The 26,540-nt window shown below is 67.6% G+C and carries 24 protein-coding genes and 1 pseudogene; 14 read left to right on the top strand and 11 right to left on the bottom strand.

Features of this window, described 5'->3' with window-relative positions; genetic code table 11:
• Positions 1-11: 11 nt before the first annotated feature.
• The 3 genes from xsc to pta are packed head-to-tail and all read left to right on the top strand — an operon-like array spanning position 12 to position 3,973.
• Positions 12-1,793 (top strand): sulfoacetaldehyde acetyltransferase, encoded by a 1,782-nt coding sequence (xsc, locus tag ACTZWU_RS08465; protein ID WP_444736920.1) that lies wholly within the window; start codon positions 12-14, stop codon positions 1,791-1,793.
• A 57-nt stretch (positions 1,794-1,850) separates the two neighbouring features.
• Positions 1,851-2,873, top strand: a complete 1,023-nt coding sequence (locus ACTZWU_RS08460) for a YeiH family protein (protein ID WP_444736919.1) — start codon at positions 1,851-1,853, stop codon at positions 2,871-2,873.
• A gap of 26 nt (positions 2,874-2,899) precedes the next feature.
• On the top strand, positions 2,900-3,973 hold the full coding sequence (gene pta, locus ACTZWU_RS08455) for a phosphate acetyltransferase (protein WP_444736918.1): 1,074 nt from the start codon (positions 2,900-2,902) through the stop codon (positions 3,971-3,973).
• A gap of 172 nt (positions 3,974-4,145) precedes the next feature.
• On the opposite strand, the gene ACTZWU_RS08450 is transcribed toward pta, so the two are convergent.
• On the bottom strand, positions 4,146-4,946 hold the full coding sequence (locus ACTZWU_RS08450; RefSeq protein ID WP_444736917.1) for an ATP-binding protein: 801 nt from the start codon (positions 4,944-4,946) through the stop codon (positions 4,146-4,148).
• Here ACTZWU_RS08450 and ACTZWU_RS08445 point away from each other — a divergent pair.
• Complete coding sequence (locus tag ACTZWU_RS08445) at positions 4,839-5,495, top strand: ABC transporter permease (RefSeq protein ID WP_444736916.1); 657 nt, start codon at positions 4,839-4,841, stop codon at positions 5,493-5,495. The genes ACTZWU_RS08450 and ACTZWU_RS08445 overlap by 108 nt on opposite strands.
• 102 nt (positions 5,496-5,597) lie before the next feature.
• Positions 5,598-6,644 carry an ABC transporter ATP-binding protein gene (locus ACTZWU_RS08440; RefSeq protein ID WP_444736915.1) on the top strand — a complete coding sequence of 349 codons (1,047 nt, stop codon included), beginning with the start codon at positions 5,598-5,600 and terminating at the stop codon, positions 6,642-6,644.
• A gap of 240 nt (positions 6,645-6,884) precedes the next feature.
• Here ACTZWU_RS08440 and ACTZWU_RS08435 read toward each other — a convergent pair whose 3' ends face one another.
• Together ACTZWU_RS08435 and ACTZWU_RS08430 are read right to left on the bottom strand one after the other, a co-directional pair.
• Complete coding sequence (locus tag ACTZWU_RS08435; protein ID WP_444736914.1) at positions 6,885-7,541, bottom strand: TenA family protein; 657 nt, start codon at positions 7,539-7,541, stop codon at positions 6,885-6,887.
• On the bottom strand, positions 7,541-8,377 hold the full coding sequence (locus tag ACTZWU_RS08430; protein ID WP_444736913.1) for a BtpA/SgcQ family protein: 837 nt from the start codon (positions 8,375-8,377) through the stop codon (positions 7,541-7,543). Before ACTZWU_RS08430 ends, ACTZWU_RS08435 begins: the two co-directional genes overlap by 1 nt.
• 32 nt (positions 8,378-8,409) lie before the next feature.
• Here ACTZWU_RS08430 and ACTZWU_RS08425 point away from each other — a divergent pair, with 32 nt between their 5' ends.
• Positions 8,410-9,291 carry a PfkB family carbohydrate kinase gene (locus ACTZWU_RS08425; RefSeq protein WP_444736912.1) on the top strand — a complete coding sequence of 294 codons (882 nt, stop codon included), beginning with the start codon at positions 8,410-8,412 and terminating at the stop codon, positions 9,289-9,291.
• An 8-nt stretch (positions 9,292-9,299) separates the two neighbouring features.
• Here ACTZWU_RS08425 and ACTZWU_RS08420 read toward each other — a convergent pair whose 3' ends face one another.
• From ACTZWU_RS08420 to ACTZWU_RS08395, 6 genes are read right to left on the bottom strand one after another with little or no spacing between them, the layout of a single operon-like run.
• Positions 9,300-10,061, bottom strand: a complete 762-nt coding sequence (locus ACTZWU_RS08420) for a glutamine amidotransferase (RefSeq protein ID WP_444736911.1) — start codon at positions 10,059-10,061, stop codon at positions 9,300-9,302.
• Between the two features lie 21 nt (positions 10,062-10,082).
• Positions 10,083-11,147 (bottom strand): phosphotriesterase family protein, encoded by a 1,065-nt coding sequence (locus ACTZWU_RS08415; RefSeq protein ID WP_444736910.1) that lies wholly within the window; start codon positions 11,145-11,147, stop codon positions 10,083-10,085.
• Entirely contained in the window at positions 11,144-12,145 is a 1,002-nt protein-coding gene (locus ACTZWU_RS08410) for an ABC transporter permease (protein WP_444736909.1), read from the bottom strand. The genes ACTZWU_RS08415 and ACTZWU_RS08410 overlap by 4 nt, the downstream gene beginning before the upstream one ends.
• On the bottom strand, positions 12,142-12,921 hold the full coding sequence (locus tag ACTZWU_RS08405; RefSeq protein WP_444736908.1) for an ATP-binding cassette domain-containing protein: 780 nt from the start codon (positions 12,919-12,921) through the stop codon (positions 12,142-12,144). The genes ACTZWU_RS08410 and ACTZWU_RS08405 overlap by 4 nt, the downstream gene beginning before the upstream one ends.
• The gene (locus ACTZWU_RS08400) at positions 12,921-13,850 is read right to left on the bottom strand and encodes a substrate-binding domain-containing protein (protein WP_444736907.1); all 930 of its coding nucleotides are present in this window, start codon (positions 13,848-13,850) and stop codon (positions 12,921-12,923) included. The genes ACTZWU_RS08405 and ACTZWU_RS08400 overlap by 1 nt, the downstream gene beginning before the upstream one ends.
• Before the next feature lie 2 nt (positions 13,851-13,852).
• Positions 13,853-14,896: a LacI family DNA-binding transcriptional regulator gene (locus ACTZWU_RS08395; RefSeq protein WP_444736906.1), complete on the bottom strand. Its 1,044-nt coding sequence runs from the start codon at positions 14,894-14,896 to the stop codon at positions 13,853-13,855.
• A gap of 281 nt (positions 14,897-15,177) precedes the next feature.
• Here ACTZWU_RS08395 and ACTZWU_RS08390 point away from each other — a divergent pair.
• From ACTZWU_RS08390 to ACTZWU_RS08365, 6 genes and pseudogenes are all read left to right on the top strand, one after another.
• A pseudogene (locus ACTZWU_RS08390) lies at positions 15,178-15,999 on the top strand (LysR substrate-binding domain-containing protein); the annotation flags it as partial.
• 58 nt (positions 16,000-16,057) lie between these two features.
• Positions 16,058-16,399, top strand: coding sequence for a TRAP transporter large permease subunit (locus tag ACTZWU_RS08385; protein ID WP_444736905.1), 342 nt, complete (start codon positions 16,058-16,060; stop codon positions 16,397-16,399).
• Positions 16,400-16,630: 231 nt separating this feature from the next.
• Positions 16,631-18,355 carry a sigma-54-dependent Fis family transcriptional regulator gene (locus ACTZWU_RS08380; protein WP_444736904.1) on the top strand — a complete coding sequence of 575 codons (1,725 nt, stop codon included), beginning with the start codon at positions 16,631-16,633 and terminating at the stop codon, positions 18,353-18,355.
• 149 nt (positions 18,356-18,504) lie between these two features.
• Entirely contained in the window at positions 18,505-20,304 is a 1,800-nt protein-coding gene (locus tag ACTZWU_RS08375) for an NAD(P)-binding domain-containing protein (protein WP_444736903.1), read from the top strand.
• Between the two features lie 54 nt (positions 20,305-20,358).
• Positions 20,359-20,529 (top strand): SDR family NAD(P)-dependent oxidoreductase, encoded by a 171-nt coding sequence (locus ACTZWU_RS08370; RefSeq protein ID WP_444736902.1) that lies wholly within the window; start codon positions 20,359-20,361, stop codon positions 20,527-20,529.
• 97 nt (positions 20,530-20,626) lie between these two features.
• Complete coding sequence (locus ACTZWU_RS08365) at positions 20,627-21,700, top strand: 2,3-butanediol dehydrogenase (RefSeq protein ID WP_444736901.1); 1,074 nt, start codon at positions 20,627-20,629, stop codon at positions 21,698-21,700.
• Positions 21,701-21,901: 201 nt separating this feature from the next.
• Here the strand turns inward: ACTZWU_RS08365 and oiaX are convergent, their stop codons facing one another.
• Both oiaX and ACTZWU_RS08355 read right to left on the bottom strand, forming a co-directional pair.
• Complete coding sequence (gene oiaX, locus ACTZWU_RS08360) at positions 21,902-23,155, bottom strand: 3-oxo-isoapionate-4-phosphate decarboxylase OiaX (protein ID WP_444736900.1); 1,254 nt, start codon at positions 23,153-23,155, stop codon at positions 21,902-21,904.
• A complete protein-coding gene (locus tag ACTZWU_RS08355; RefSeq protein WP_444736899.1) occupies positions 23,152-24,531 on the bottom strand; it encodes a four-carbon acid sugar kinase family protein in 1,380 nt (459 codons plus the stop codon). The genes oiaX and ACTZWU_RS08355 overlap by 4 nt, the downstream gene beginning before the upstream one ends.
• An 81-nt stretch (positions 24,532-24,612) precedes the next feature.
• Between ACTZWU_RS08355 and ACTZWU_RS08350 the strand changes: the two genes are divergently transcribed.
• Together ACTZWU_RS08350 and ACTZWU_RS08345 are read left to right on the top strand one after the other, a co-directional pair.
• Positions 24,613-25,443 carry a phosphogluconate dehydrogenase C-terminal domain-containing protein gene (locus ACTZWU_RS08350; RefSeq protein WP_444736898.1) on the top strand — a complete coding sequence of 277 codons (831 nt, stop codon included), beginning with the start codon at positions 24,613-24,615 and terminating at the stop codon, positions 25,441-25,443.
• Between the two features lie 110 nt (positions 25,444-25,553).
• Entirely contained in the window at positions 25,554-26,495 is a 942-nt protein-coding gene (locus ACTZWU_RS08345) for a D-ribose ABC transporter substrate-binding protein (RefSeq protein WP_444736897.1), read from the top strand.
• Positions 26,496-26,540 lie beyond the last annotated feature (45 nt).

Raw genomic sequence — 26,540 nt, 5'->3', positions numbered from 1 at the left:
AGCGAACCGCCATGAAAATGACCACCGAAGAAGCCTTCGTCAAAGTGCTTCAGATGCACGGGATCGAACATGCCTTCGGCATCATCGGCTCGGCCATGATGCCCGTTTCGGACCTGTTCCCGAAAGCCGGGATCACCTTCTGGGACTGCGCACATGAAACCAATGCCGGGTTGATGGCCGACGGCTTCACCCGCTCGACCGGCAAGATGTCGATGGCGATCGCGCAGAACGGGCCGGGTGTGACGGGCTTCGTGACGCCGATCAAGACCGCCTACTGGAACCACACGCCGCTGCTGCTGGTCACGCCGCAGGCCGCCAACCGCACCATCGGCCAGGGCGGTTTCCAGGAGATGGAGCAGATGCGCCTGTTCGCCGACAGCGTCTGCTACCAGGAAGAGGTCCGGGACGCCTCGCGCATCCCCGAAGTTCTGAACCGCGTCATCATGCAGGCCTGGCGCAACAGCGCGCCCGCGCAGATCAACATCCCGCGCGACTTCTGGACCCAGGTGATCGACGTGGAGCTGCCGCAGGTCGTGGCCTTCGAGCGTCCCGCAGGCGGCGAGACCGCCGTGGCCGAGGCCGCCCGGCTTCTGTCCGAGGCAAGGTTTCCGGTCATCCTCTCGGGCGCGGGTGTCGTGCTGTCGGGGGCGATCCCGGACCTGATCCAGCTTGCCGAACGTCTGGATGCGCCGGTCTGCTCGAACTACCAGCACAATGACAGCTTCCCCGGTTCGCACCCCCTTGCCGTCGGCCCGCTTGGCTATAACGGCAGCAAGGCCGCGATGGAGCTGATCGCCAAGGCCGATGTCGTGCTGGCGCTTGGCACGAGGCTGAACCCGTTCTCGACCCTGCCGGGCTATGGCATCGACTACTGGCCGAAAGAGGCCCGGATCATTCAGGTTGACATCAACGCCGACCGCATCGGGCTGACCAAGAAGGTCACGGTGGGCATCCAGGGCGACGCCGCCAAGGTCGCGCGGGGGATCATGGGGCACCTCTCCGCCACGGCGGGCGATGACGGGCGTCGTGAGCGCCGCGAACTGATCGCGCAGACCCGCTCTCGTTGGGCGCAGGAGCTGTCCAGCCTGGATCACGAGCAGGACGATCCCGGCACTGCCTGGAACGCCGAGGCCCGTCAGCGCGACGGCGACCTGATGTCGCCCCGCCAGGCCTGGCGCGCGATCATGCAGGCCGTGCCGAAAGAGGCCATCGTCAGCAGCGACATCGGCAACAACTGCGCCATCGGCAATGCCTATCCGACCTTCGAGGCGGGGCGGAAATATCTGGCGCCCGGCCTGTTCGGGCCTTGCGGCTACGGATTTCCGGCGATTCTCGGCGCCAAGATCGGCAATCCCGACACGCCGGTCATCGGCTTCGCGGGCGACGGTGCGTTCGGGATCTCGATGAACGAGATGACCGCCTGCGGGCGCGACGACTGGCCCGCGATCACGATGGTTATCTTCCGCAACTACCAATGGGGCGCGGAAAAGCGCAACACGACGCTGTGGTATGACAACAACTTCGTGGGGACCGAACTGGACCGCGACACCAGCTACGCGGCCATCGCCCGCGCCTGCGGCACTCATGGGGTGCAGGTCCGCAGCCAGGACGAGCTGACCGCCGCCCTGCACGAGGCGATCGAGCGTCAGATGAAGGACCGTCAGACCACCTTCATCGAGGTGCTTCTGAATCAGGAACTGGGCGAGCCCTTCCGCCGCGACGCCATGAAGAAGCCTGTCGTCGTGGCCGGCATCAGCGCCAACGACATGCGCCCGCAACAAGGCGCGGCCTGACCGACCCGCCCGGCGGCACGCGTCGCCGGGCGCCCTCTTTTTCCTGAAGGTGTCCTGATGTTCAGCATCGCTCCCCGCATGGCAGCGGTCGAAGGCCTGCGCCCGATGTTTCCCGGCCTGGCCGTGGCGACCCTGGTTGCCGTGACTGCGCAATTCCTGTCAGAACATTACGGCGCCCCGGCAATGCTGATGGCGCTGCTGCTGGGGCTGGCGCTGCACTTTCTGGCCGAACCCGGCACGCGCACGGCACCCGGCATAGACTTCACCGCCCGCAGCGTCCTGCGCCTGGGTGTGGCATTGCTGGGCGCCAGGATCAGCGTCGAGCTGCTGGCAGGGCTGGGCGGTCCGGCGATCGCATTGGTGATCGCGGGTGTCGCCGCGACGATAGGCTTTGCCTTGCTTGTGACGCGCTTCGCCGGACGGGGGTGGAGCTTTGCCTTGCTGACCGGAGGCTCGGTCGCGATCTGTGGCGCCTCTGCCGCCATGGCCATCGCGGCGGTGCTGCCCCGGCACGAGAAATCGGAACGCGATCTGGTCTTTACCGTTCTGGCCGTGACCATCCTGTCCACCGTCGCGATGGTGCTTTATCCGATGCTGGCGCAGGTCTTCGCCTTCGACGCGCGCGACTCGGGCGTCTTTATTGGCGGCACGATCCACGACGTCGCGCAGGTCGTGGGCGCGGGCTTCTCGATCAGCGACGAGGCCGGCGAGACCGCGACGTTGGTCAAGCTGATCCGGGTCTCGATGCTGGCGCCGGTGGTGCTGATCTTCTCGCTGGCCATCCGCCAGAGCGGCCTTGCCAACAGCGCAAGCGGTCGCAGGCCACCTCTGCTGCCGGGCTTCGTCCTTGGGTTTCTGCTTCTGGCCATGCTGAATTCGCTTGGTCTGATCCCCTCGGCGCTGGCCGATCTGGCCGCCGCCCTCAGCCGGTGGGCGCTGCTGATCGCCATCGCGGCGGTGGGCATCAAGACCTCGCTTGGCCGGATGGTCGAAGTGGGCGGCGCGGCCATCGCGCTTCTGATCGCCGAGACGCTGTTTCTGGGCGTCTTCATCGTCACCGGCCTGCATTTCCTTGGCTGAGCAGACACCAAACCGAGGTAGAGCATATGAAACCGCTGGACCGCCTCTTTCAGGTCGCCCGCGCCAACCGGCGCCATATCATCCTGCCCGAGGGTGCGGATCCCCGCGTCGCCGAGGCCGCGCGTCGATTGGCGGGCGAGGGGTTGGCGCAAGTGACGTTGATGAATGGCCCCGAGATTACCGGCGTCACGGCGCTCGACCCCGATCAGGCCCCTGATCTGGACATGCTGGCCGCCCATTGGCACCGGATGCGCGCCGCCAAGGGCCTGACCCGAGAACGCGCCCTGACCGAGATGCGCGATCCGATCCGCCAGGCCGCCATGAGGGTGCATCTGGGTCAGGCGGACGGCACCGTGGGCGGCGCCGTGGCCACCACGGCCGACACCGTTCGCGCCGCCTTGCAGATCATCGGCCGCGCGCCCGGCGTGCCGACCGTCTCGAGCTTTTTCCTGATGCTGTCCTGCGGCCCCGGCTCGCCCGTCAAGGGCGGCATGATCTTCGCCGATTGCGGTCTGGTTGTGGACCCCACCGCCGAGGAGCTGGCGACCATTGCCCGGTCGGCCGCGCAATCCTGCCGACAGCTGCTTGCCGAGACGCCGCGCGTGGCGTTGCTGTCCTTCTCGACCGCCGGATCGGCAAGCCACCCCAGCCTGACCAAGATCCGCGACGCGCTGTCGCTGATCCGCACCGCCGAGCCGGACCTTGAGGTCGATGGCGAACTGCAATTCGACGCTGCCCTCGACGATGGCATCCGGGCCGCCAAGGCGCCCGGCAGCCGGCTGAGCGGCAGGCCCAACGTCTTTATCTTCCCAGATCTCGCCTCGGGGAATATCGGCTACAAGATCGCGCAGCGCCTTGCCAACATCACGGCGATCGGTCCCGTCCTGCAAGGGTTGGCAAGACCGGCGAACGACCTGTCGCGGGGCTGCTCGGTCGATGATATCATCGCGGCGGCCGTGGTCACCGCGGTCATGGCCGGGCACCCTTCGTCGGATGATCTGTGGCGCGATCCGGCCATGACCGCAGCCGAGGCCGCCCGTCGTTCCGGGATGCCAGAGCAGGCGCTTGCGCGGCTGTTCGGTCAGAAGCCATCTTATTGAGCGTGGTCGCCCCGCCCGCCGCCGTGCCCTGGCGCGACGGCCGATCCCCGCTTCCGGCCGGGCGATGTCGTCGGTCGTCAGGAGCGTGCGGTCTCGATCCCCCTGCGGCCGCCAGGTCTGCGGCCATGTCGAAACTCATCACATCTGATGCGAGCCTGAAGGCAGGATGCGATCACCCTGTCCTTTCGGAGAGGAGCGCGGCAAGCGCGGCCGCAAGCGCTGTCTGGTCCAGCGGCTTGGCGACCATCTCGGTCCGGGCCGGATGATCCGCTTCCAGCGGATTGGTCGCGGGCAGGCTGCCCGACACGATCAGCGCGCGCATTGCGGGAACTGATCGCAGCGCCTCGCGGGCGATGGTCCAGCCCTCGATCCTTGTGCCCAGCATCAGGTCGGTGACGATCAGGTCCGGTACGGGGTTCCCGGCGTGAAGCCGGTGCCGCGCCTCGGCGGCGGTGGCGCAGCAGATGACCTCGGCGGCATGGGGCGCCAGCAGGTTGCGCGCGACGGTGCGATCGGACGGGTCATCCTCGACCAGCAGGACATGGCCGAGGGCGAGCAGGGGCGCAATAGCCGGGGCGGCACCTTGCAGCGGCAGCTTCAGCTTCACGACGGTGCCCGAATGCGGGGCTGAGGTCAGGGTGACATCGCCGCCGGATTGGCGGATGAAGCCATAGACCATCGCCAGTCCCAGCCCGTTTCCCGTGCCATCGGCGCGCGTGGTGAAGAAGGGCTCCATCGCATGGGCCAGTACCTCGGGCGTCATGCCGATGCCCGTATCCGAAACCGACAGAAGCGCGCGCGACCCGTCGCGTTCCACGTCGATGCTGATCGTGCCCGGCCCCTCGATCGCCTCTGGCTGGCGCAGATGCTGTCCTTCACGCCCATCGCCTTTCTGGTGCTGATCGGCGTGGTCGAGGGCGTCTCGCCCAGCATGGAGGAAGCCAGCCAGACGCTTGGCGCGGACCGCTGGCACACATTCCGCACCGTGTCGCTGCCCCTGATGCGGCCGGGGCTGGCCAATGCCTTTCTGCTGGGCTTCATCGAATCGCTGGCCGATTTCGGCAATCCGCTGGTGCTGGGCGGCAATTTCAACGTCCTCTCGACCGAGATCTATTTCGCGATCGTGGGCACCGTGGCCGATCCGGCCAAGGCCGCGATCCTGTCGCTGATCCTGCTGTCGCTGACGCTTGGCGCCTTCCTGGCACAGCGGCGCTGGCTGGGGCGCAAGAACTACGCCACCGTCACCGGCAAGGGAGATTCCGGACGCAATGCCGCGCTCAATCCCGGTCTGCGCTGGACCTGCTACCTGATCGCGCTTCCCTGGGCGGCCTTTACGCTGATCCTCTATGTGCTGATCATCTTCGGCAGCTTCGTGAAGCTGTGGGGCTATGATCACAGCTTCACGCTGGAACATTACCAGCGCGCCTTCGGGGTCGTCGTCCGCAACGGGCCACCAGCTTCATCGTGGGCCGGGTCGAGAACGGCGAATACGGCATCGCCATCGCCTATTCCGCCGCGCTGAACGTCACCATGCTCATCGCCGTCCTTCTGCTGCAACTCGTCATCGGACGCCGCCGCCTGCGCCGCGCCGACCGTGTTGAAGCCATCTGACCGGGAGAGACCCATGCAAGGCTCTGTTCGCTTGGAGAATGTCACCAAGAAGTTCGGCGAGGTCGTCGCGCTGAAGCCCCTGTCGCTGGACATCGCGCCGGGCACGCTGGTCACGCTGCTGGGGCCGTCGGGCTGCGGCAAGACCACCACGCTGCGCCTGATCGCGGGGCTGGAATCGGCCAGCAGCGGGCGCATCCTGATCGGCGGCGAGGACGTGACTCACCTTTCGACGACCTATCGCAAGGTCTCGATGGTGTTTCAGTCCTATGCGCTGTTTCCGCATATGACGGTGCTTGAGAACGTGGCCTATGGCCTGACCGTCCAGCGCATTCCCCACCCCGAACGGCAGGCCCGCGCCGAGGCCGCGCTGGAAACGGTCGGGCTTAAGGGCTTCGGGGGGCGCCTGCCCTCGGAATTGTCGGGCGGCCAGCAGCAGCGCGTCGCGGTGGCGCGCGCCATCGTGCTGGAACCCGAGGTGCTGCTGCTGGACGAGCCTCTGTCCAACCTCGACGCCAAGCTGCGCTGCCATGTCCGCGAAGAGATCCGCCAGATCCAGCAGCGCCTTGGCATGACCGCCGTCTATGTCACCCATGATCAGGAAGAGGCGATGGCCGTCTCGGACCGGATCATCGTGATGAAGAATGCCGAGATCGCGCAAGAGGGCACGCCGCAGGACCTCTATGACCGCCCGGCCAACGCCTTCATCGCCGATTTCATCGGGGATGCGAACCTTGTCCCCATCGAGATCCTGTCAACCGAAGGCGCGACCCAGATCGCTCTGGCTGGCCGGCGCCTGTCGCTGCCTCTGAGCGGCGAGCAGAAGGGCGCCGCGCAGATGGTCCTGCGGCCTCACCAGATCCGCCTGCGTCGCGATCCCGCCCCCGCCCGGTTCGAGGCCGAGATCCTCTATGCCGCCTGGCCTGGCAACTCGATCCAGTACACGCTGGCAACGCCGCTCGGGCAGCTGTTCGCAATATGCCCGCCCGATGCCGAACCTTTCCGCACCGGCGAGAGGGCTTTTCTTGAATTCGACCCGGCGGTCGTCCGGATCGTGCCTTGATCCGCCGTCCGCCACACCCGATCGATCCCATCGGACGCGAAAGGGGCGGTGGCTCATCGCCAGCCTCTGCGCGCCTGGGCAAGCGCGCTTTCAGGCGGGATTTCAGCTTGTGGAACATGGCAGCCACCAAGGCTGCTCACGTCAAGGAACAGGGCGTCAGCGAAGGCTTCCGGCAATTGGCGTTCTTCAACAGGTCCCGTCGGCTTGGCCCGGGCAGATCGCCTGATGCGAGACGACGCGTCAGGGCGCCACTTCACCGCTCCATGCGGCGTCGTGGAACGCGATTTCCAGCCGCTGAACATGGCCGAACAACGTGACGAGATCATCCGCGGCGGCAGAATCGAGGTCTCGACCCAGTGCGTCCACACGCGCGCGCAGCCACTGCGCCTGCTGCCGGAAATTGGGCGCCGCATGCAGCGCGATCCAGTCGCGCCGCATGGGGTCGCGCAGGGGCGCGTCCCGATGAGCATCGCACCATGTCCAATACATCCACTCTGCCGCGAACATCGCGGTGATGATCTGGGCAAAGCTGCCGTCGCGGGCGATGGCCAGCATCCCTTCGCGGAAGGCCGCAACGCGCGGATCGGCCTGCAAGGCCGGGTCAGGCGTCAGCCCCCGGCGCGCCATGGCATCGGCGAAGTAATCCATCTGGCCACGTGCCAGCGCGTCCAGCGTGCCGATCAGCTTTCGCCGGTCGTCCAGATCGGTCGCCTTGGCGACCGCGTAGCCGAAGATCGCGATGGCCGTGTCCACGAAGGCGCCCTCGATCAGCAGGTAGCGGTCGAAGGCCGTGTCCGGCAGGCGGTCCGCCGCCAGATCGCGCACGAAGGGATGGGCGATCATTGCCTGAAAGGACGCGGCCTCCTCGGTCAGCATCCGCGCGCTGAGCGAGGCCATCACAGCCCCTCCTGCGCGGCCTCGACGAAATGGCGGACGCGGTCCGGGCAGACCGGGTTCCACCAGACGCCGCCCTCTTTCAGCGAGGATGCCACGATCACCCCGTTGGTGCGGCCCAGGATCGCCACGATGTTGTCCGCCGTGACGCCGGATCCGACCAGCAGCGGCAGATGGGTCGCACCGCCGATCTCGTCGATCTCGTCTAGGCTGGCGCTGTCTCCGGTGCGCTGACCGGTCGCGATGATGCAGTCGCTGTCGAAAAAGGCCAGATCGCGCGTCAGTTCGGGGATTGAGCGGTCGGCGACGATGGCATGGCTGCCGTGCTTGACATGGGCATCGGTGAAGATGCGCACATGTTCCGCGCGAAGCAGGGCGCGATAGCGCAGCGCTTCGGCGGCGCGCCCCTCCATGAAGCCTTCGTTGGCGACATAGGCATTGGCCCATTGGTTCACGCGGATGAAATCGGCGCCCCCCGCGACCGCCGTGGCCAGCGCCGGCAAAGGCGCATTGGCCAGCACGTTGATGCCGATGGGCAGGCCGAAGGCGCGCTTGATCCGGTCGGTCACGACGGACAGGAAGGCCGGCGTCTCGGGGCCGATGTCCTCGGGTTTCGAAAAGGGAATATCGCCATGGTTTTCGACGATCAGCCCATGCATTCCCCCTTGCGCCAGCCGTTCCGCATCGCGCATGCAGGTATCATAGATCGCGTCCATCGACGCGCCGCGATAGCGGGGAGCGCCCGGAAAGGCGGGGCAGTGGATCATGCCGATCAGGGCCTTGTCGCGCCCGAAGATGTCGCGGATGGCCCCTGCGGGGCGGTCGGAAATCGGGTTCATGCGGTGACCTTTCGAAGACGGAGAGAGACGGGATGAAGGCGTTCGTGATCGGCAATGCGGCCCTGGACGAGACCGTGGCGGTCGAGGATTTCCCCCGGCCCGGTGCCTCCATCTTCGGGCGCGCTCTGTCGCAGGATCTGGGCGGCAAGGGCGTGAACCAGGCGGTCGCGATGGCGCGCACGGGCCTGCCCTGCCGGCTGGTGGCCGCGGTCGGCCAGGACGCGCGAGGGCGCGAGATCGCCGCGCGGCTGGCCGCTGAACCGCTGGCGGCGCAGCTGGTTTCCCTGCCGGGGGTCGTGACCGACAATTCGATCATCGTGATGGCCGTTCATGGTGAAAACGCGGTCATCACCACCCGCGACGCGGCCAGCGCGATGACGCCGGAACAGGCCGTGGCCGCGCTGGACAGCGCCGTGGCGGGCGATCTGCTGGTGATGCAGGGAAATCTGGGCGCGGACACCACGCGGGCCGCGCTGCAGGCGGCGCGGGCGCGCGGTATGCGGACCGCGCTGAACCCGTCTCCGCTTCAGGATTATGTGCGCGTCCTGTGGCCGCTGGTCGATTGCGCCTTCGTCAACGAGGACGAGGCCGCCCTTCTGGGCGGCGCCGAGGCCCTGCGCGATCAGGGCGTGTCGCAGGTGGTCCTGACGCTCGGCGCGCGCGGCGCGGTGCTGCTGCGCGGCGGGGACCGCATCGAGGTGCCGGCCCAGCCCTGCGAGGTCGTCGATACGACCGGCGCGGGCGATTGCTTCATGGCGGTCGCGCTGGCCTCGTCCGCGCTGCGCGGGGTGGCGCTGGACGCGCGGGCGTTGCGCCACGCGGCGGCGGCCTCGGCCTGGACGGTGGGCCGGGCGGGCACCGTCAGCGCCTTTCCCGACAGCGAACGGATGCGGGCGATCCTGGCAGGAGACTAGGCCGCGTCTCACCGCGCGACCAGCCAGCCGAACAGGTTCATCCACAGGGTTCGGTATCCCGGCCAGTCGCAGAATTCGGGCGACAGCCAATGCGGCCCCACATCCGATGTCCAGGCCGCCGTGCGCCCTTGGCCGTGCCCGCCCAGCACCAGCAGCGGATGGCCGCCCTGATCGGCGGGCAGGCGCGCCACGACGGTCGCGCCGTCGCGGACCATCACCTCGTTCACGCCCAGGATCGGCGGCCAGGCGGCGGGCATCCCGGCCATGACCGGATGGTCTGGCAGCAGGATCTCGGCCTCGGCGCCTTCGGGGATCTCGACGCGGTCGTCCCAGGGGTGGCAGGCGACAGGCAGCGTGTCCTCGACCGCGGTGTTGCGCCAGCGTGCCCGCCCGTCGATGCCCTGGAACGAGAAATACCCCCCGATCATCAGCAGGTTGCCCCCCTGCGCCACCCAATCCCTGAGCAGTCGTAACCGGTTCGGCACGGTCCTGGACCGCAGCCAGACATCGGGCGGCAACAGAAAGGTGTTCGCGCCGATATCGGACAGGATCACGATGTCATAGGGTGCCAGTCCCTCCATCGTAAAGGGAAAGCCCTCCGCCGCATCATGGGCGGTCATGTAGTCGATCTGGAAATCGCTGTCCTTCATCGCCTCCAGCAGCGGCGTCGCCCCGGTATGGAACCGGACAGAGCCGAACTGGTCGAAGCCCTTGTAATGCGTTTCCGAGGTGGTCCAGCTTTCGCCCACCAGAAGCACACGGGTTGTCATGGGTCGTTCCTTTCGCGGATGTCAGAAGGTGGCGTCAAAGACACGGCGCGGGTTCGTCACCATCAGCCGGTCGCAATCGGCGGCGGACAGGCCGTGGCGCATCAGCCGGGGCAGGAAATGGCGGGTGACAAAGGCGTATCCGTTGCCGCCATAGCGGGTCAGCATCATCTTGATGAACACGTCCTGCGACAGCAGGATGCGGTCCAGAAAGCCCTGTTCCGCCAGGCCCAGGATGGCGCGGGCGACCTGATCATCCGACGGGCATTGCACCCCCTGATCGGCATAGAAGAAATCCATGCCGATCATGTCGAATTCGACGAAGGCGCCCCGCTGCGCCAGCGTCGCCTGATAGACCGGATCGTCATGCGAGGGGTTCATGTGGCACAGGACCGTGTGGCGCAGGTCGCCGCCTTCGGATTCCACCACGTCCAGCACCCGGTGCCCAAGCCGGAACCAGCCCGGCAGATGCACCATCAGCGGCAACCCGGTGCGCGCCTGCGCGCGGGCCGCGGCGCGAAGCGACTTTTCCTCCTCCGCCGTGAAGTCCGACGACACGCCGATTTCTCCGATCAGGCCGATGCGTGCGTCGGTGCCGTCGGTGCCGGTCAGCGCCTCGGTCACGATTTCGTCGGCGATCTCATCGACCGACAGGCGCGCCACCGTGTCGGGCATGGAGCTGGCCAGGTAATAGCCCGCGCCCATCACGATGTTCAGCCCTGTTTCCGCCGCGATACGGCGCAGCGTCACCGGATCGCGCCCGATGCCGCGACAGGTCGGGTCCACCACGCTGCGGCCGCCTGCGGCGGTGAAGGCGCGCAATTCGGCAATGGCCAGGTCGGGGTCGTCCAGCGCGATGTTGTGGCGGTTCACGAACGGGTCCTGCCGCAGTTCGGACAGGATCTCGATACTGACCGGACTGTCCGCCAGATACTGGCGCGCCGGGTCTGTGGGTGCGTTCCACCAGCAGCGGCAGTCGTTCTGCAGATGCTCGTGCATCAGCGTATGGCCCAGATCGGCCGAGGGGATCGGGCCGGTGACGGTCATCACCTGACCAGACCTGACGTGACAGGGGGACAGCTCGGTCATCCGCGCCCCCTGCCGAAGCGGAAGCCCCGGTCAAACAGACGCGTGTTCAGCCAGATGGCGATCAGGATGATCGCGCCGGTCACGATCTGCGTGAAGAAGGGCGAGATATGCAGCAGGATCAGCCCGTTGCCGATGACCGCGATGGTCATCGTGCCCAGAACCGTGCCCAGCATCGACGCCTTGCCGCCCATCAGCGAGGTGCCGCCCAGCACCACGGCGGCGATCACCTGCAACTCGAACCCCTGCGCGGCGTTCGACGATCCCGATCCCAGCCGCGCCGCGATCAGCATTCCCGCGATGGCCGAAGCGACGCCCGCCACCACGTAGACCGAGGCGAGGACGCGCTTGGCGGGCATGCCGACGCGGCGCGCGGCCTCCATGTTCGAGCCGACGGCGACGACCTGCCGCCCGTATTGCGTCCGCAGCATGACCACGAAGCCAAGCGCCGCGATCAGCAGCGCAAGGATCGCCGGAACCGGCACCGATCCGATCGTGCCGCGCCCCAGCCACAGGAAGCCCGGAACGCCGGAGATGGGGATCGAATAGCCCTCGGTCAGGTAGAGCGCGATGCCGCGCAGGATCGACAGCCCCGCCAGTGTCACGATGAAGGCGGGGATGCCCTGATAGGCGATGAACCAGCCCTGCACCGCGCCCACGACGACGCCCAGAAGCAGCATCAGCACCACGACCAGCGGCCAGGGCAGGCCGGCCGCGATGGCGATGGCGCAGACGGCGTTGACCAGCGCCACCTGCGATCCGACCGACAGATCGATCCCGGCGGTCGTGATCACCAGCGTCATGGCGACGGCCACGATCAGGATCGGTGCGGCCTGCCGCAGGATGTTCAGCAGGTTCCCGGTGGTCAGGAAGGTCTGGCTGCTGGCGCCGAAGATCGCCATGCAGAGCAGGAAGAACAGCGCGATCGACAGGACCTGCGCATGCTCTGCCACGAAATCCGCAAGGGCCGAGCCCTGCTTGCGTTCGGTATAGACATTCACGGATGGCCTGCCTTTCCGACGATCAGATCGACCAGTTCCTGAAGATTGGTGTCGGCGGTCTGCCGTTCGGCGACCTTGGTGCCCTCGTACATGACCGCGATGCGGTCGCAGACGCGGAACAGGTCCTGCATCCGATGCGTCACCAGCACGACCGCGACACCGCGCGCCTTGACCCGGTTGATCAGGGCCAGCACGGCCTCGACCTCGGCCACGGCAAGGGCCGAGGTCGGCTCGTCCATGATCAGCACCTTGGGCTCGAAGCTGGCGGCGCGGGCGATGGCGATGGCCTGACGCTGGCCGCCTGACAGTTTCTCGACCTTGGCGGTCAGGCGGGGGATGCGGATTTCCAGAGCGGCCAGCATCCTCTGCGCCTCGGCCAGCATCCGGCGCTGATCGAGGAACGGCCCGCGCCTGAGTTCGCGCCCCAGAAACAGGTTGCCCACGACATCGACGTGATCACAGAGCGCGAGGTCCTGATAGACCATCTCGATCTTGCGGGCCCGAGCGTCCGAGGGGTTGGCGAAACGCACCGGCTGCCCCTCGATCAGGATCTCGCCCGCATCGGGGATGTAGGTGCCGGACATCACCTTGGACAGCGTGGACTTGCCCGCCGCATTGTCCCCGATCAGGCCCAGGCATTCGCCCGCCCGCAGGTCCAGATCGACCCCACGCAGCGCCTGATGCGACCCGAAGGTCTTGGCGATCCCGCGCAGCGACAGGGCGGGCGGTTCGGCGGGGGAAATCCCCCCCCGCCGGTCGGTTGCATGCGCCTGCATCACTGGAAGGCCGCGCGGAAGGGCTCGACATTCTCGCTGGTGACGATGGTGACGGGGACCGAGATCTCGGCCTCGACCGTGCCGCCATCGGCCAGCGTGCCAAGCGCATCGATCGCGGCCGCGCCCATGCCCGCGGGGTCCTGCTGGATCACCGCCCTGACATAGCCCGCGTCGATCCCGGCAATGGCCTGCGCGGTCAGGTCCCACCCATAGACGGCCACATCGGACTGACGGCCCTGGCTTTCGACGGCGGCGATGGCGCCCAGAAGCGCAGGCTCGCCCGTCGCGTAGATCGCGTTCATGTCGGGATTGGCGGTCATCAGGTTCTCGGCCGCGCCAAGCGCGGTGTCCTGCACGTTCTGGCCGTCCACGGTGCCCAGCACCGTCACCGCGCCGCTGTCCAGCGCGCCCTCGAAGCCGTCCTTGCGGACGTTCTGGATGAACGAGTTCAGCGCCCCCACGATGCCCAGCCGGATATCGCCCCCGGCCTCGTTCACGACGGCGGCAAGGTCGGCGCCGGCCTGCGCGTTGTCCACGCCGATCTGCGCGCTGTGCGGGCCTTCGGGCAGGATCGCATCGATGGCGACGACGGGGATGCCGGCCTCGACCGCCTGTTCGACGGCGGGCATGATGCCGTTGACGTCGATGGCGACCACCGCGATGCCATCGACACCCTCCTGGATGTAGGTCTCGATGGCGCTGTTCTGCGCGGCGGGGTCATTGTTGGCGTTGAAGATCAGCAGCGTCGCGCCGGCGGCATCGGCTGCCTCTTGCGCGCCGCGGTTCATGTCGTTGAAGAACAGCGCCTGCTGGTTGATCTGGACAAGGGCAAAGGTCTTGCCGTCCTGCGCCAGGGCGGGCCATGCGGCGGCGACAAGGCCGCTGGTCAGGATCAGCCCGAGGGCGCGGCGGGTCGGGGTCATCGTCATCTTCATTCCTCGCTGTTGGTGTTGCGGTCGAAGGCGCGGACCGGCGGCGCAACAGAATTCCGCGCGATCAGCGTGACGGGCAGCAGCTCTTCTGTCGGAGCGGTGTCTGCCGAAGGTTCGTCCGCGCGCATCAGCACTTGCAGCGCGCGCTGCCCAAGCGCGCGGACGGGTTGACGCACCGCCGTGACGGGCGGGGCGAAAAGGTGCAGCGGCCCGACATCGTCGAAGCCGATGACCGAGACCTCGTGCGGGATCGCCAGACCGGCCCCGGTCAGCACTTCGTAGAGGCCGATCAGCAATTCGTCCGAGGTTGCGAAGATCGCCGTCGGCCGCTCCGGCGCGGCAAGGTCCAGAAAGCGGCGGCCGGACTCGCGCCCCGCCTCGACCGTGTACTGGCCGTAATGCCGGGTGATGCGGGCGGGCGGCAGGCCCGGCAGGTCCATCCCCTCGACGAAGCCCTGCCAGCGGTGGGCGCCGCTGATCATCTGATCGACGCCACCGATGAACAGGGCATGGCGATGCCCGGCCTCGGCCAGATGCCGCCCGGCCAGATAGCCGCCCTGCCGGTTGTCGCAGAACAGCTTGGGCGCGACGGCGTCCGGCACGTCCTCGTCCACCACGACGCATCGGCGCAGGGTGTTCAGCTTGGCCGCCATCTGTTCGGTGGCGGGGTGGTTGGTGACAAAGATCAGCCCGTCGGCATGGCCCCTCCGCACCAGATCCAGATAGGACAATTCCCGTTCCGGGCTGTTCAGCGTGGCATAGAGCGCGACCGCGAGGCCCATCACGCTGGCCTCGGCCTCGACCGCGCCCACAAGCGTTGCGAAAAAGGGCGACGCGATGTCCGGCACGATCAGCGCGACCGTGTCCGACCGCCCGAGGCTCAGTCGCCGGGCATGGGGGTTCGGGGTATAATCCAGCGCCTTGATCGCCGCATCGATGGCCGAGGCCGTGCGTTCTGGCAGTTCCAGCGATCCGTTCAGATAGCGCGACACCGTGGCCTTCGAGACCCCGGCGGCTGTGGCGACATCCTGCAGATTGGCCATGCGATCCCGTTCCGGCAAAGTCGATAAATCGGTTTAGTAAACCAGTTTATCAGCCGAAGGTGTCGCGATTCGGCCGGTCTGTAAAGTGCCATCAACGCCGATCGGCCCCTCTGCCCGGCAAACGTGCAGCGCGGCACGGTCGGACGCCGGGGCCGCGTGATCGAGGTCCCGGGCGCGGCACCTGCCACGCGCTTGCAGGCACGGGCCGGGGAAGATCGGCTTTGGACACCGGCGCGGAAGCCCACAATCGTCCGCCTGTCCGGTTCAGCACAGGCCCCAGCATGCAGCCCTTTCGCGCCATTGCCGTTTTTTATCGCGTCGCGCGGCTGAACTCGATCGCGGGGGCCGCGGCCACGCTGAACGTGACGCCTTCGGCCGTCAGCCAGCAGCTCAAGACGCTGGAGGAACAGATCGGCACGGCGCTGATCACGCGGCGCGGACGCAATGTCGGGCTGACCGAGGCGGGCGAGCGTTATTTCGAGATGATCTCGGACAAGATCGAGGGGATCATGCGCGCGACCGACGCGATGCGCGGGCGCCCTCAGCAGGCCACGCTGGTGATCCGGGCTACGCCCACGATCTCGTCCAAGTGGCTGCTGCCGCGCCTCATGCGTTTCATCGAGCGGATGCCGGACACGAACCTTCGCATCGACGGCAGCAACGAGCCCGTGGATTTCACCCGCGACAACGTGGATCTGGAGATTCGGCACGGGCTGGGCGGCTGGCCGGGTCTTTATACCGAGCCCCTGACCGAGGAACGCTTTGTGCCTGTCTGCGCGCCGGGGCTGTCGTCCGCGGCCTCGCTGGCGCCGGCCGAGTTGCTGGCCCTGCCGCGCATCCGATCTGCCAAGGCGCAGGTGCAGTGGTCCGCCTGGGCCGAGGCGCAGGGCCTTGGCCCCGTGCCCGAGGCGCGGTTGTCCTTTGACCGCTCGCACATGGCCATCGACGCGGCTTGTCTCGGCTATGGGGTCGCGCTGGAAAGCGAACTGATGATCGAGGCCGAACTGCGTTCGGGGCGGCTGGTCGTGCCGGTGGCACGGACGCCGTTGTTGCAGGTGGCGACGCAATGGCTGGTCTGCCCGCGCTCGAACCTCAGGCGCAACCGGGCGCGGCGCTCGACAGCGTGCGCCCCTTCCCCCCGGCCCCCATGGAGACCGCGCCATGGGCCTGAAGCTGCTTGCCGTCTTCTTCGTCCTCGCAATCCTCGGGGTGCCCCTGTCGGTGGCGCTTGGCCTCGGGACCCTCTCGGTCCTGTGGTGGTTCGACCTGCCGATCAGCATGATCACGCAGCGCATGGCGACCTCGATCAACTCGTTCCTGCTGATCGCCGTGCCGCTCTTCATCATGGCGGGCCTGATCATGGAGCGCGGCGGGCTGTCCGAGTGGATCTTTGACGCCGCGCAATCCCTGATCGGTCGGTTCCGCGGCGGGTTGGGGCAGGTCAACATCGCCTCGTCTTTCGTCTTCGGCGGCATCTCGGGTTCTTCCCGGCATCGCTTCTGAATAGCCAGCTCGCTCTGCTGGAGCCGCCGGGACATGACGAACCCCATGTCCGGGCGTCGGCGGGGCAGCCGATCCCGCATCTGGTCGCTTCGATCATCGTCGCCAGCACCGGCGCCGCCCCGGCTGACCGGCGATAGCCGCGTCGCCTCGGTCTAACCTCGACCAAGGCAGGACTGGACATGACGGCGCTTTGTCCCTCTGATGGTCCCGAGTGTCGCAGGGAGGGGGGCCATGCGGGACGTCGAGCATGTCCGCGAGATCGAGCGCGTCCTGCAGGGCCGCCCGACCGGGCGCGACAGCGTGGTGCTTGCCAGCTGGCGGCGCTGCGTGGAACGCCACGGGCTGGACCCCGCGCGATCAAACCCCGCGCATATCGTGTCCGAGGCGCAATTGCGGGCCCATCGCGAACAGGCCGAACGGCTGATCGCCATCGCGCGGTCGGGGCTGGAAAGCCTGTTCCGGCAGGTGGCCGGGCAGAATTACGTGCTGCTTCTGGCCGATGCCAAGGGCGTCACGGTCGATTTCTTCGGCGATCCGCGCTTTCAGGCAGAGCTTCAGGCGGCGGGCCTCTATCTGGGCTCGGACTGGTCCGAGCATCTGGCGGGCACCTGCGGTGTCGGTGCCTGCATCGCCACGGGCGAGGCGGTGACGATCCATCAAAGCGACCATTTCGACCTGTACCACACGCCGCTTTCCTGCACGGCGGCGCCGATCTTCGACACGTCCGGTCAGCTGGCGGCGGTGCTGGACCTGTCCCTTCTGCGCTCTCCGCAGCCCAAGGCAAGCCAGAACCTTGCCATGACCCTTGTGCGCACCGCCGCGCGGCGGGTCGAGATGGCGAACCTGATGGCGATGGCGCGACGGGAATGGGTGCTGCGCCTCTCGTCAAGCCCGGAGTTTCTTGAGGTGGACCCCGAGGCCGCCGTGGCCCTGGACGGTTCGGGCGCGATCATCGGCATGACCCATGCCGCGCAGCAGGTGCTGGGGCCGGACCTGCTGGGTCGGCGGCTGGACGAGGTCACGCGCGCCAATGTGGACGACCTGCCGGACCTGATGCGCGGCCGACCGGTCGAGGATCGCGTTGTCCGCCTGCCGGATGGCCGCGCTCTTTTCGGCCATGCGATCGCGCCGCAATCGGTGCGCCTGCCGCGTGCGCAGGGCCAGTTGCCCGGCGGGCTGTCCAGTCTGGCCGGTCCCGATCCGCACATGCAGGCGGTTCTTGACCGCGCCGCGCGGCTGGCGGGCAGCAAGGTCGCGCTTCTGATCCGGGGCGAGACCGGCACCGGCAAGCTGCGGCTTGCCCGCGCCATCCACATGTGCCGACGCGACGCCGGGGCGTTCCGCCTGCTGGACTGTGCCGCGCCCGAGGCCTGGCCTGCCGACTGGCGGGACGAGGCCGGGACTTTGGTGCTGAAGGGGGTCGAGGATCTGGACCCGCCCGCGCAGGCGTTGCTGCTGCACCATTTGTCCGGGTGCCGGCTGCGCATCCTTGCCACGACGCGACGGGATCTGTCGGCGATGGTGCGCGAAGGCGATTTCCGGCCGGACCTGTTCTTCCGCATTGCCGGGGCGGCGCTGGACCTGCCGCCGCTGCGGCTGCGCCACGATCTGGATTGGCTGATCGACCGCCTGCTGCGCGCGATCAGCCCCGACGAAAGGCGGCTGTCGGCCGCCGCGCGCGCCGAATTGCGGGCGCGGCTCTGGCCCGGCAACCTGCATGAACTGGCCTCGGTGCTGGAGGCCGCTTCGCTCATCTCGACCGGGGCGGTGATCGACATCGTGGATCTGCCCGCACCGATCCTGGGGACGGAACAGGCCGGGCCTGACGGGCAGGACCTTGGCGACGTGCTGGAGGCCTGTGGCTGGAACATGGCACTGGCCGCGCGCAGGCTGGGCGTCAACCGCTCGACCGTGCTGCGCCGTGTCCGCGCGGCAGGGCTGACCCCGCCCGCCTGAGTTGCACCGCCGTTGCGCGCTGTTGCGCCTGCAACCCCGTTGCGCCGCAGCATGCGTTTTCCGCGGTGCAGCTACGTCTTTTCGCTGTGCCGCGTCCGCCCCTCTGCGCCAGCCTGTCCCCGAGGAGACCAGCCACAAGGGAGGACATCATGCTGGACACAAATGTCGCCAGCCGCGCGCAGGCGGTTCTGGACGAATGGGGCGCCGCGCTGGAGGCAGGGGATATCGACCGGGCCACGGCCTTGTTCGTCACGGATTGCTACTGGCGCGATCTTGTCAGCTTCACCTGGAACCTGAAGACGCTGGAAGGGCATGACGCCGTGGCCGAGATGCTGCGCGCCCAGCTGGGCCATGTGCGCCCGACCGGCTGGCAGCTTGACCAAAGCGAAGCCGCGACCGAGGAGGACGGGATCATCACGGCATGGTTCCGCTTCGAAACGCAGATCGGTCGGGGCTACGGTCTGGTGCGGCTGCGCGACGGCCGGATCTGGACCCTGCTGACCGCCCTGCAAGAGCTGAAGGGCCACGAGGAGGCCAAGGGCTTCTCGCGCCCGCTTGGCGCAAAGCACGGCGCGGGCAAGAACCGGCCGACTTGGCGCGAGGAACGCGAGGCCGAGGCGCGCGAACTGGGCTATACCCGCCAGCCCCACACCCTGATCATCGGGGGCGGGCAGGGCGGCATCGCCCTTGGCGCGCGGCTGCGCCATTTGGGCGTGCCGACGATCATCGTCGAGCGGAACGACAACCCCGGCGACAGCTGGCGCAAGCGCTACAAGTCGCTCTGCCTGCATGACCCGGTCTGGTACGATCACCTGCCCTATCTGAAGTTCCCGGACACCTGGCCCGTCTTTGCCCCCAAGGACAAGATCGGCGACTGGCTGGAAATGTACACCAAGGTCATGGAACTGAACTACTGGACGCGCAGCACCTGCAAATCCGCCCGCTATGACGAGGCCAAGGGCGAATGGACGGTCGTCATCGACCGTGACGGCGAAGAGGTGACGCTGCACCCCAAGGAACTGGTTCTGGCGACCGGTATGTCGGGAAAGCCGAACATCCCCCGCTTTCCGGGCATGGACCGCTTCAAGGGCGAGCAGCAGCACTCTTCCCAGCATCCCGGCCCGGACGCCTATGCGGGCAAGAAAGTGGTGATCGTCGGCTCGAACAACTCGGCCCATGACATCGCGGCGGCGCTCTGGGAACACGACGCCGATGTGACGATGGTGCAGCGTTCTTCGACCCATATTGTCAAGTCGGACAGCCTGATGGAGATCGGGTTGGGCGCGCTTTATTCCGAACAGGCGGTCGCGGCCGGGGTGACGACCGAAAAGGCCGACCTGATCTTTGCCTCGCTGCCCTATGCGATCATGCATCAATGGCAGGTGCCGCTTTACGACCAGATCCGTGAACGCGACGCCGATTTCTATGCCGGGCTGGAAAAGGCGGGCTTCAAGCTGGATTTCGGCGACGATGACAGCGGGTTGTTCATGAAATACCTGCGCCGGGGGTCGGGCTATTACATCGACGTGGGCGCCAGCCAGCTGATCATCGACGGCAAGATCAAGCTGGCCCATGGCCAGGTCCAGCAGATCACCGAGACGGGCGTGCTGCTGGAGGACGGCACCGAGCTGCCCGCCGACCTGATCGTCTATGCGACCGGCTACGGGTCGATGAACGGATGGGCGGCGGACCTGATCGGGCAGGACGTGGCCGACCGGGTGGGCAAATGCTGGGGCCTCGGCTCGGGGACCACGAAGGACCCCGGCCCGTGGGAGGGCGAGCAGCGCAACATGTGGAAGCCCACGCAGCAGCCGGGCCTGTGGTTCCACGGCGGCAACCTGCACCAGTCGCGGCATTACTCGCTGTATCTGGCCTTGCAGCTCAAGGCGCGGTTCGAGGGGATCGAGACCCCTGTCCACGGCTTGCAGCCGGTCCATCACCTGCGCTGAGCCGCCACCGGCCCGGCGCTGCGCCGGGCCGGCCCCTCGATCAAGGAGCAGAACATGAACACGCAACACAGGGTCGCGCTGGTCATCGGCGCAGCCACGGGTATTGGTCTGGCCCTCGCCCGCCGCCTGTCCCGCGACGGCATGGCCGCGGCGCTGGCCGATCTGGACCCCGAGGCCCCGGAGCGCGCGGCGGCGGGCCTTGGCGTCCCACGGCGACCATCGTGATGGATGTCACCGACCGCGCCGCATCCTTCGCGGGCGTCGAGCGTCATCATGGATGGCGCCCTCGTCTACCGCTGACCCCTTTGACAGGAGTAACATCATGAAAGCCCTGCGCTTCCACGCAGCCAAGGACCTTCGTATCGAGGACGTCGATGCGCCCCCCGCGCCCGCCGAGGGTCAGGTGCTGATCCGAAACACCTTTTGCGGCATCTGCGGCACTGACCTGCACGAATATGCCTATGGCCCGATCTTCGTGCCGAAAGAGCCGCATCCCTTCACCGGCGCGCATGGGCCTCAGATCCTGGGGCATGAATTTGGCGGCATCGTCGAGGCCGTCGGCCCGGGCATCACCCATGTCGCCCCCGGCGACCGTGTCTCGGTGCAGCCGCTGATCATGCCGCGGGCCGGCGATTACTATGCGGATCGGGGCCTGTTCCATCTGTCGGACCGGTTGGCGCTGGCGGGTCTGTCGTGGCATTCGGGCGGCATGGCCGAGATGTCGCTGCTGAACGGCTACAACGTCGTGCCCATCCCCGATGACCTTCCGGACGAGGCCGTGGCCCTGATCGAACCCGCCGCCGTCGCCGTCTATGCCTGTGACCGGGGCGGGGTCTTTGCCGGGTCTTCGGTCCTTGTCACCGGGGCGGGTCCGATCGGGGTTCTGACGCTGATGGCCGCGCAGGCTGCGGGCGCAGTCCGTCTGTTCGTCTCGGACCCGAACGAGACGCGACTGGCGCTTGTGCGTGAACTCATGCCCGGGGTGACCACCCTGAACCCGCAGAAGGACGACATCGGCGCCACCATCCGCCGCGCGACCGAGGGCGAGGTGGGATGCGATATCGCGATCGAATGCGTCGGCAACGAACACGCGCTGAAGGCCTGCCTTGATGCGGTGCGCAAGCAGGGGGTCGTCGTGCAGACCGGGCTTCACCCCCATGACAACCCGCTGGACTGGTTCGCGGTGACGTTCAAGGATGTCGATATCCGGGGCAGCTGGGCCTATCCGACCCATTACTGGCCCCGGGTCGCGGCGATGATCGCGTCGGGAAGCCTGCCCGCCGCCAAGGTCATCACCCGGCGCATCGGACTGGATCAGGCGATCCGCGACGGTTTCGACAGCCTGCTCGATCCCTCAGGAACGCAGCTCAAGATCCTGATTGACCTGTCGCGCTGAGCATGGGTTCAGCACCTCGGCGTTTGACGGTCGCCATGAACGCGGCCGGGCATTCGCCGAGGTGCTGAACCGCCAGCCAACGATCTTGCCCATAGGCATCGGTTGAGGGGGTCGGCAGACAATCGGGTGAGCCTCTGAAGAGCCATTCGATGCTGGATGAAGTCCACGCCCCGAACGATACCAGGGAAAGAGCGCTCGTTCTCAGCGATCAGACGCCCGGCCCCACTTGCGAAACGCGGCGGCCAGGTCGGGCGAGGCGGCGCAGGCTTCGGCGGTGCCCAGCCCTTGCCCCGCAGCTTGCCAGGCGTCGCGGATCGCGCGGACCCCCGCCTTGGGGCCGCCGGGATGGCCGTGGATGCCGCCGCCGCCCAGATACATCAGATCGACCGAGCGGGTGCGGCGAAAGGTCTCGAAGGCCTGGCCGCCCCATTGACCGGAACAGACGACTGGCAAGGCGCGGTCGGCGTCGGAAAAGATCGGCCGGGTCACGTCCTCGAACGAGCGGACGAAGCTGTCGTCGCTTTCCCAGTACTTTGCGGCGATGCCGTTGATCTGGAACTGGTCCACACCCAGCAGGCGCCAGATCTTCTGATAGGGGCGGAAATCGTAGCCAAGCGACGGGTGCCGCGTCAGCAGGTCCCAGCCATTGCGATGCGCGTGCAGACAGAGCGCCGAGCGCTTTCGCAGGAACGCCATCCCGCCCGGCCCGATCGAATTGATGTTGACGACCGCCGCATTCCCGCCTTCGGCAACGACGTGGTCGTGCCGCCGCAGCATCAGGTCCGGATCGGCAGCCGAGATGCCGAAGGCATACATCACGCGCTTGCCCGTGCGTTCGGCGTGATCGCGGATCACGCGCATGATTGCGCTGGTCCGCGGCTCGAAGGGTGCATAGCCGGGCGACATCATCTTTTCGTCGTCCTTGATGAAATCGACACCGGCCTCGCAGAGGCTGCGGACGACCGCCGCCGTCTCGTCCGGCGTCAGCCCGAGCGATGGCTTGATGATCGAGGCGATGATCGGCCCCTCGGTGACGCCGGTCAGGCGGCGCGAGCCGTCGATGCCGAATTGAGGGCCGGGGTGGCAGGCGAAGGCCGGGGGAAGCCCGAAATCCAGCACCCGGACGCCGGTCAGGCCGCGGGCCGCGAAAACGCCGCCAAGCGTCACGGTCAGCAGGGCGGCGATGTCGGTGCCGATGCTGTCCAGCGGAAAGGCGATGACGGCGCGGGCACGGTTAACGGGACCCTCGGCCTCGGGCCAGGACGGCTGGTCCTGCGGCGCCAGCGGCTCGACGGTTTCGACACGGGCGGCGTGGCGCGCGCGCAGGGCCTCGGTCTCGCCCGGCAGTTCGGTGAAGGTGCCGGTGGACTGGTCGGCCGCGATCTTCTCGGCCGCGGCGCGCGGATCGCCCGGCGTTTCCAGTAGATAGGTCACGCGGATCATGTCGTCGCTCATCGGGCGGTCCTTTCATCTCTGGGGCCGCCGCCTGCGCGGATCCAGCCGAAGTAATCTTCCGAGCCCATCTGTCCGCCTTTCAGCGCGATCTCCAGCCCGTCATGCGGGCCGTCCCCGTAGGCGCGGCAGAGGGCGGCACCGGGAATGGTCGGTGCCACGGCCACCAGCGCCGTCAGGCCAAGCTGGCGCATGGCATGGCCCGAACTGTCACCGCCGGAAATGACCGCCCGGCGAATGCCGCTGTGCCGCAGAACCCGGTCAAGGACCCGGCCCAGCCCCTGGCCGATGCGGCGGTTCGCGACCTCGGGTTCCATGCCGCTGGCCGCCAGGGCCGCGCGGAACTGCGCGACCTCGATCCCGTCATGCCCGGCGGCGGAATGAACCAGCGGGCTGGCCCCGACGCGGGCGGCATCCAGTGCCGCTGCCGAGGCGCGGGCCACCTCGGCCTCAAGATCGGCGTCGCTGCCGCAGGCGGCGCGGGCGTCGAAGCCGATCAGCGCAAACCCGTTCCTGCCCGCCCATTGCAGCTGTGCGGCCGTCACCGGGGACACCGAACCCGACACGGCCGCGACCTGCGCCACGGCCCCGGCAGAAGAAGGGGCGGGGGGCTGCGCGATGACGCCGCTTTCCCGCCAATGGCGGACCAGCGCGTATTCGATCCCCTGACTGCCCGCGACCAGCCCCAGACGGTTGCGGTTCTGCCAGATCAGCCGGCCCGCCGCGGCCTCGCTGGCTGCGTCCATGCAATCCAGCGACAGGATCCGCGCACCCTGCGCCAGCGCCGCCTCCATCGCGGCTTGCGGGCGCGCTTCCATGGCCTCGAGGTCGATCAGCGCCGAGGGAAGGTCGGTCTGCCCCGCCAGATGGATCAGCAGATCGGATTCCGCCATCGGCGTGACCGGGTGATGTGCCATGACCGGGTGCCGGTCCAGCCGCGCCACGCCATGCGGGCCAGCCGCGAAGAGATGCCCAAAGGCCTGATAACGCCGCATCGCCGGGGCGGCCGTCAGCAGCGGCACGGCATCCGCCGGACGCACGGTCAGCGCCGCCTCGATCGCGGCACCGATGGACCCGGCATGAGGCGCGGAATCGAAGGTCGAGCAGATCTTGTAGTGCAGGATCTGCGGCCCAAGCGCCTGAAGCCTGCCCAGCAGCGGCGGCAGGTGCTGGCGCATCCAGTCGGGCCCGTGCGCGCGCGCCGTTGTCGCCAGGCCCACCGCCTCGACGCCAGAGAAACGCTCTGGCAGCGGCGCCGCAGGGGGTTCCAGGAACAGGACCGACGGAATGCCGGCGAATTGCAGCACTTCCATCACGGCGGCCGAGCCGGTGAAATCGTCCCCCAGCCACGCGAGGCGCAGCAGATTTGTCTGGCTCATGGTGTCCCTGCTTGACAGTCCTGCTTAATAATCATCTCATCATACCAGTTTGACAAGACGATTCCGGACAGGGGAAGCAGGATGACGAAAGTGGCGCTGCTGGGTGCAGGCGGTAAGATGGGGGTGCGGCTGGCCACCAACCTTGCGCGGACCGACTTTGATGTGGCGCATGTCGAGGTCAGCGAGGCCGGGCAGGCGCGCCTGAAGGCCCAGACCGGCCTTGACTGCGTTCCGCAGGAACAGGCGTTGCAAGGCGCCGAGGTGGTCATCCTGGCGGTGCCGGACACGGTGATCGGCAAGGTGGCCGGTGCCATCGTCCCGACGCTTGCCCCCGGAACGATGGTGGTGATCCTGGACGCTGCGGCGCCCTTCGCGGGGCACCTGCCCGAGCGCGAGGACATCACCTATTTCGTGACCCATCCCTGCCACCCGCCGATCTGGAACGACGAGACCACGCCCGAGGGCCGGGCCGACCATTTCGGCGGCGTTGCCGCCCGGCAAGGGGTCGTCAACGCCCTCATGCAGGGCCCGCGCGAGCATTACGAACTGGGCGAGCGTATCGCCCGCGCGATCTATGCGCCTGTCGCCCGCAGCTACGAGGTGACGGTCAGGCAGATGGCGATGCTTGAGCCGGGGCTGTCCGAGACCGTCTGCGCCAGCCTGATGGCGGTCATGCGCGAGGCGCTGGACGAAACGGTTGCCCGCAGCGGCGTCAGCCATGAATGCGCCCGCGACTTCCTGCTGGGCCACATGAACATCCTGGGCGCCGTGCTGTTCAATGAACGCGAGGGCGCGTTTTCGGACGCCTGCAACAAGGCCATCGAGTTCGGCAAGCCGATGCTGATGCGCGACGACTGGAAGCGCGTTTTCGAATGGGACGAGATCGCCGAAAGCATCCGGCGCATTACCTAAGGCGTCTAATCATCTCATCATACCTGTTGACGACATGACGATTCGGTGCCAGCGTTGAGGGCGTCAGAGAGGAACGGGCAGCCAGCCCGGCTGACCATAGGGAGGACACCATGAAACCGAACCGCAGGCTGACCATCTCGGCCCTTGGCCTTTCGCTGGCCATCGCCATGCCGGGGCTTGCCGCCGCCGAAGGGCTGATCGCGATCATCACCCCCAGCCACGACAACCCGTTCTTCAAGGCCGAGGCCGTGGGCGCCGAAGCGCGCGCGCAGGAACTGGGCTACGAAACGGTCGTGATGGTCCATGACGACGATCCCAACAAGCAGTCCGAATTGTTCAACACCGCCATCGCGCGCGGTGCCAAGGCGATCATCCTGGACAACGCGGGCGCCGACGCGACCGTCGCGGCCGTCCAGCGCGCCAAGGACGCGGGCATCCCGTCCTTCCTGATCGACCGCGAGATCAAGGAAAGCGGCATCGCCGTCAGCCAGATCGTGTCGAACAACTACCAGGGCGCGCAGCTGGGCGCCGGGGAATTCGTCCGCCTGATGGGCGAAGAGGGCCAGTATGCCGAATTGCTGGGCCGCGAGGCGGACACCAATGCCGGGATCCGCTCGTCGGGATACCACGACATCATCGACCAGTATCCCGACATGGTGATGGTCGCCCAGCAGACCGCCAACTGGTCGCAGACCGAAGCCTACACGGTGATGGAGACGATCCTTCAGGCCCAGCCCGACATCAAGGGCGTCATCTCGGGCAATGACACGATGGCGATGGGGGCCTGGGCCGCGCTGGAAGCGGCGGGGCGGACGGACGTGATCGTGGTGGGCTTCGACGGCTCGAACGACGTGCGCGATTCCATCCTTGCGGGCGGGATCAAGGCGACCGTGCTGCAACCGGCCTATCGGCAGGCGCAGCTGGCGGTCGAGCAGGCCGACCAGTATCTGAGGACCGGCTCGACCGGGCTGGACGAGAAGCAGCTGATGGATTGCATCCTCATCAACGAGGAAAACGCCGCCCAGCTGGAAACCTTCGCGCTGGCGCAATGATCCGGCGGGCCCGGCGGCTGCGCCGGGCCTCTTCATCCGGGGGAT

The sequence above is a fragment of the Paracoccus sp. NSM genome (assembly GCF_052379855.1).
Classification (GTDB): Bacteria; Pseudomonadota; Alphaproteobacteria; order Rhodobacterales; family Rhodobacteraceae; genus Paracoccus.
The sequence above is the reverse complement of the archived record's forward strand: the minus strand, read 5'-3'. Positions and strand labels throughout refer to the sequence as shown.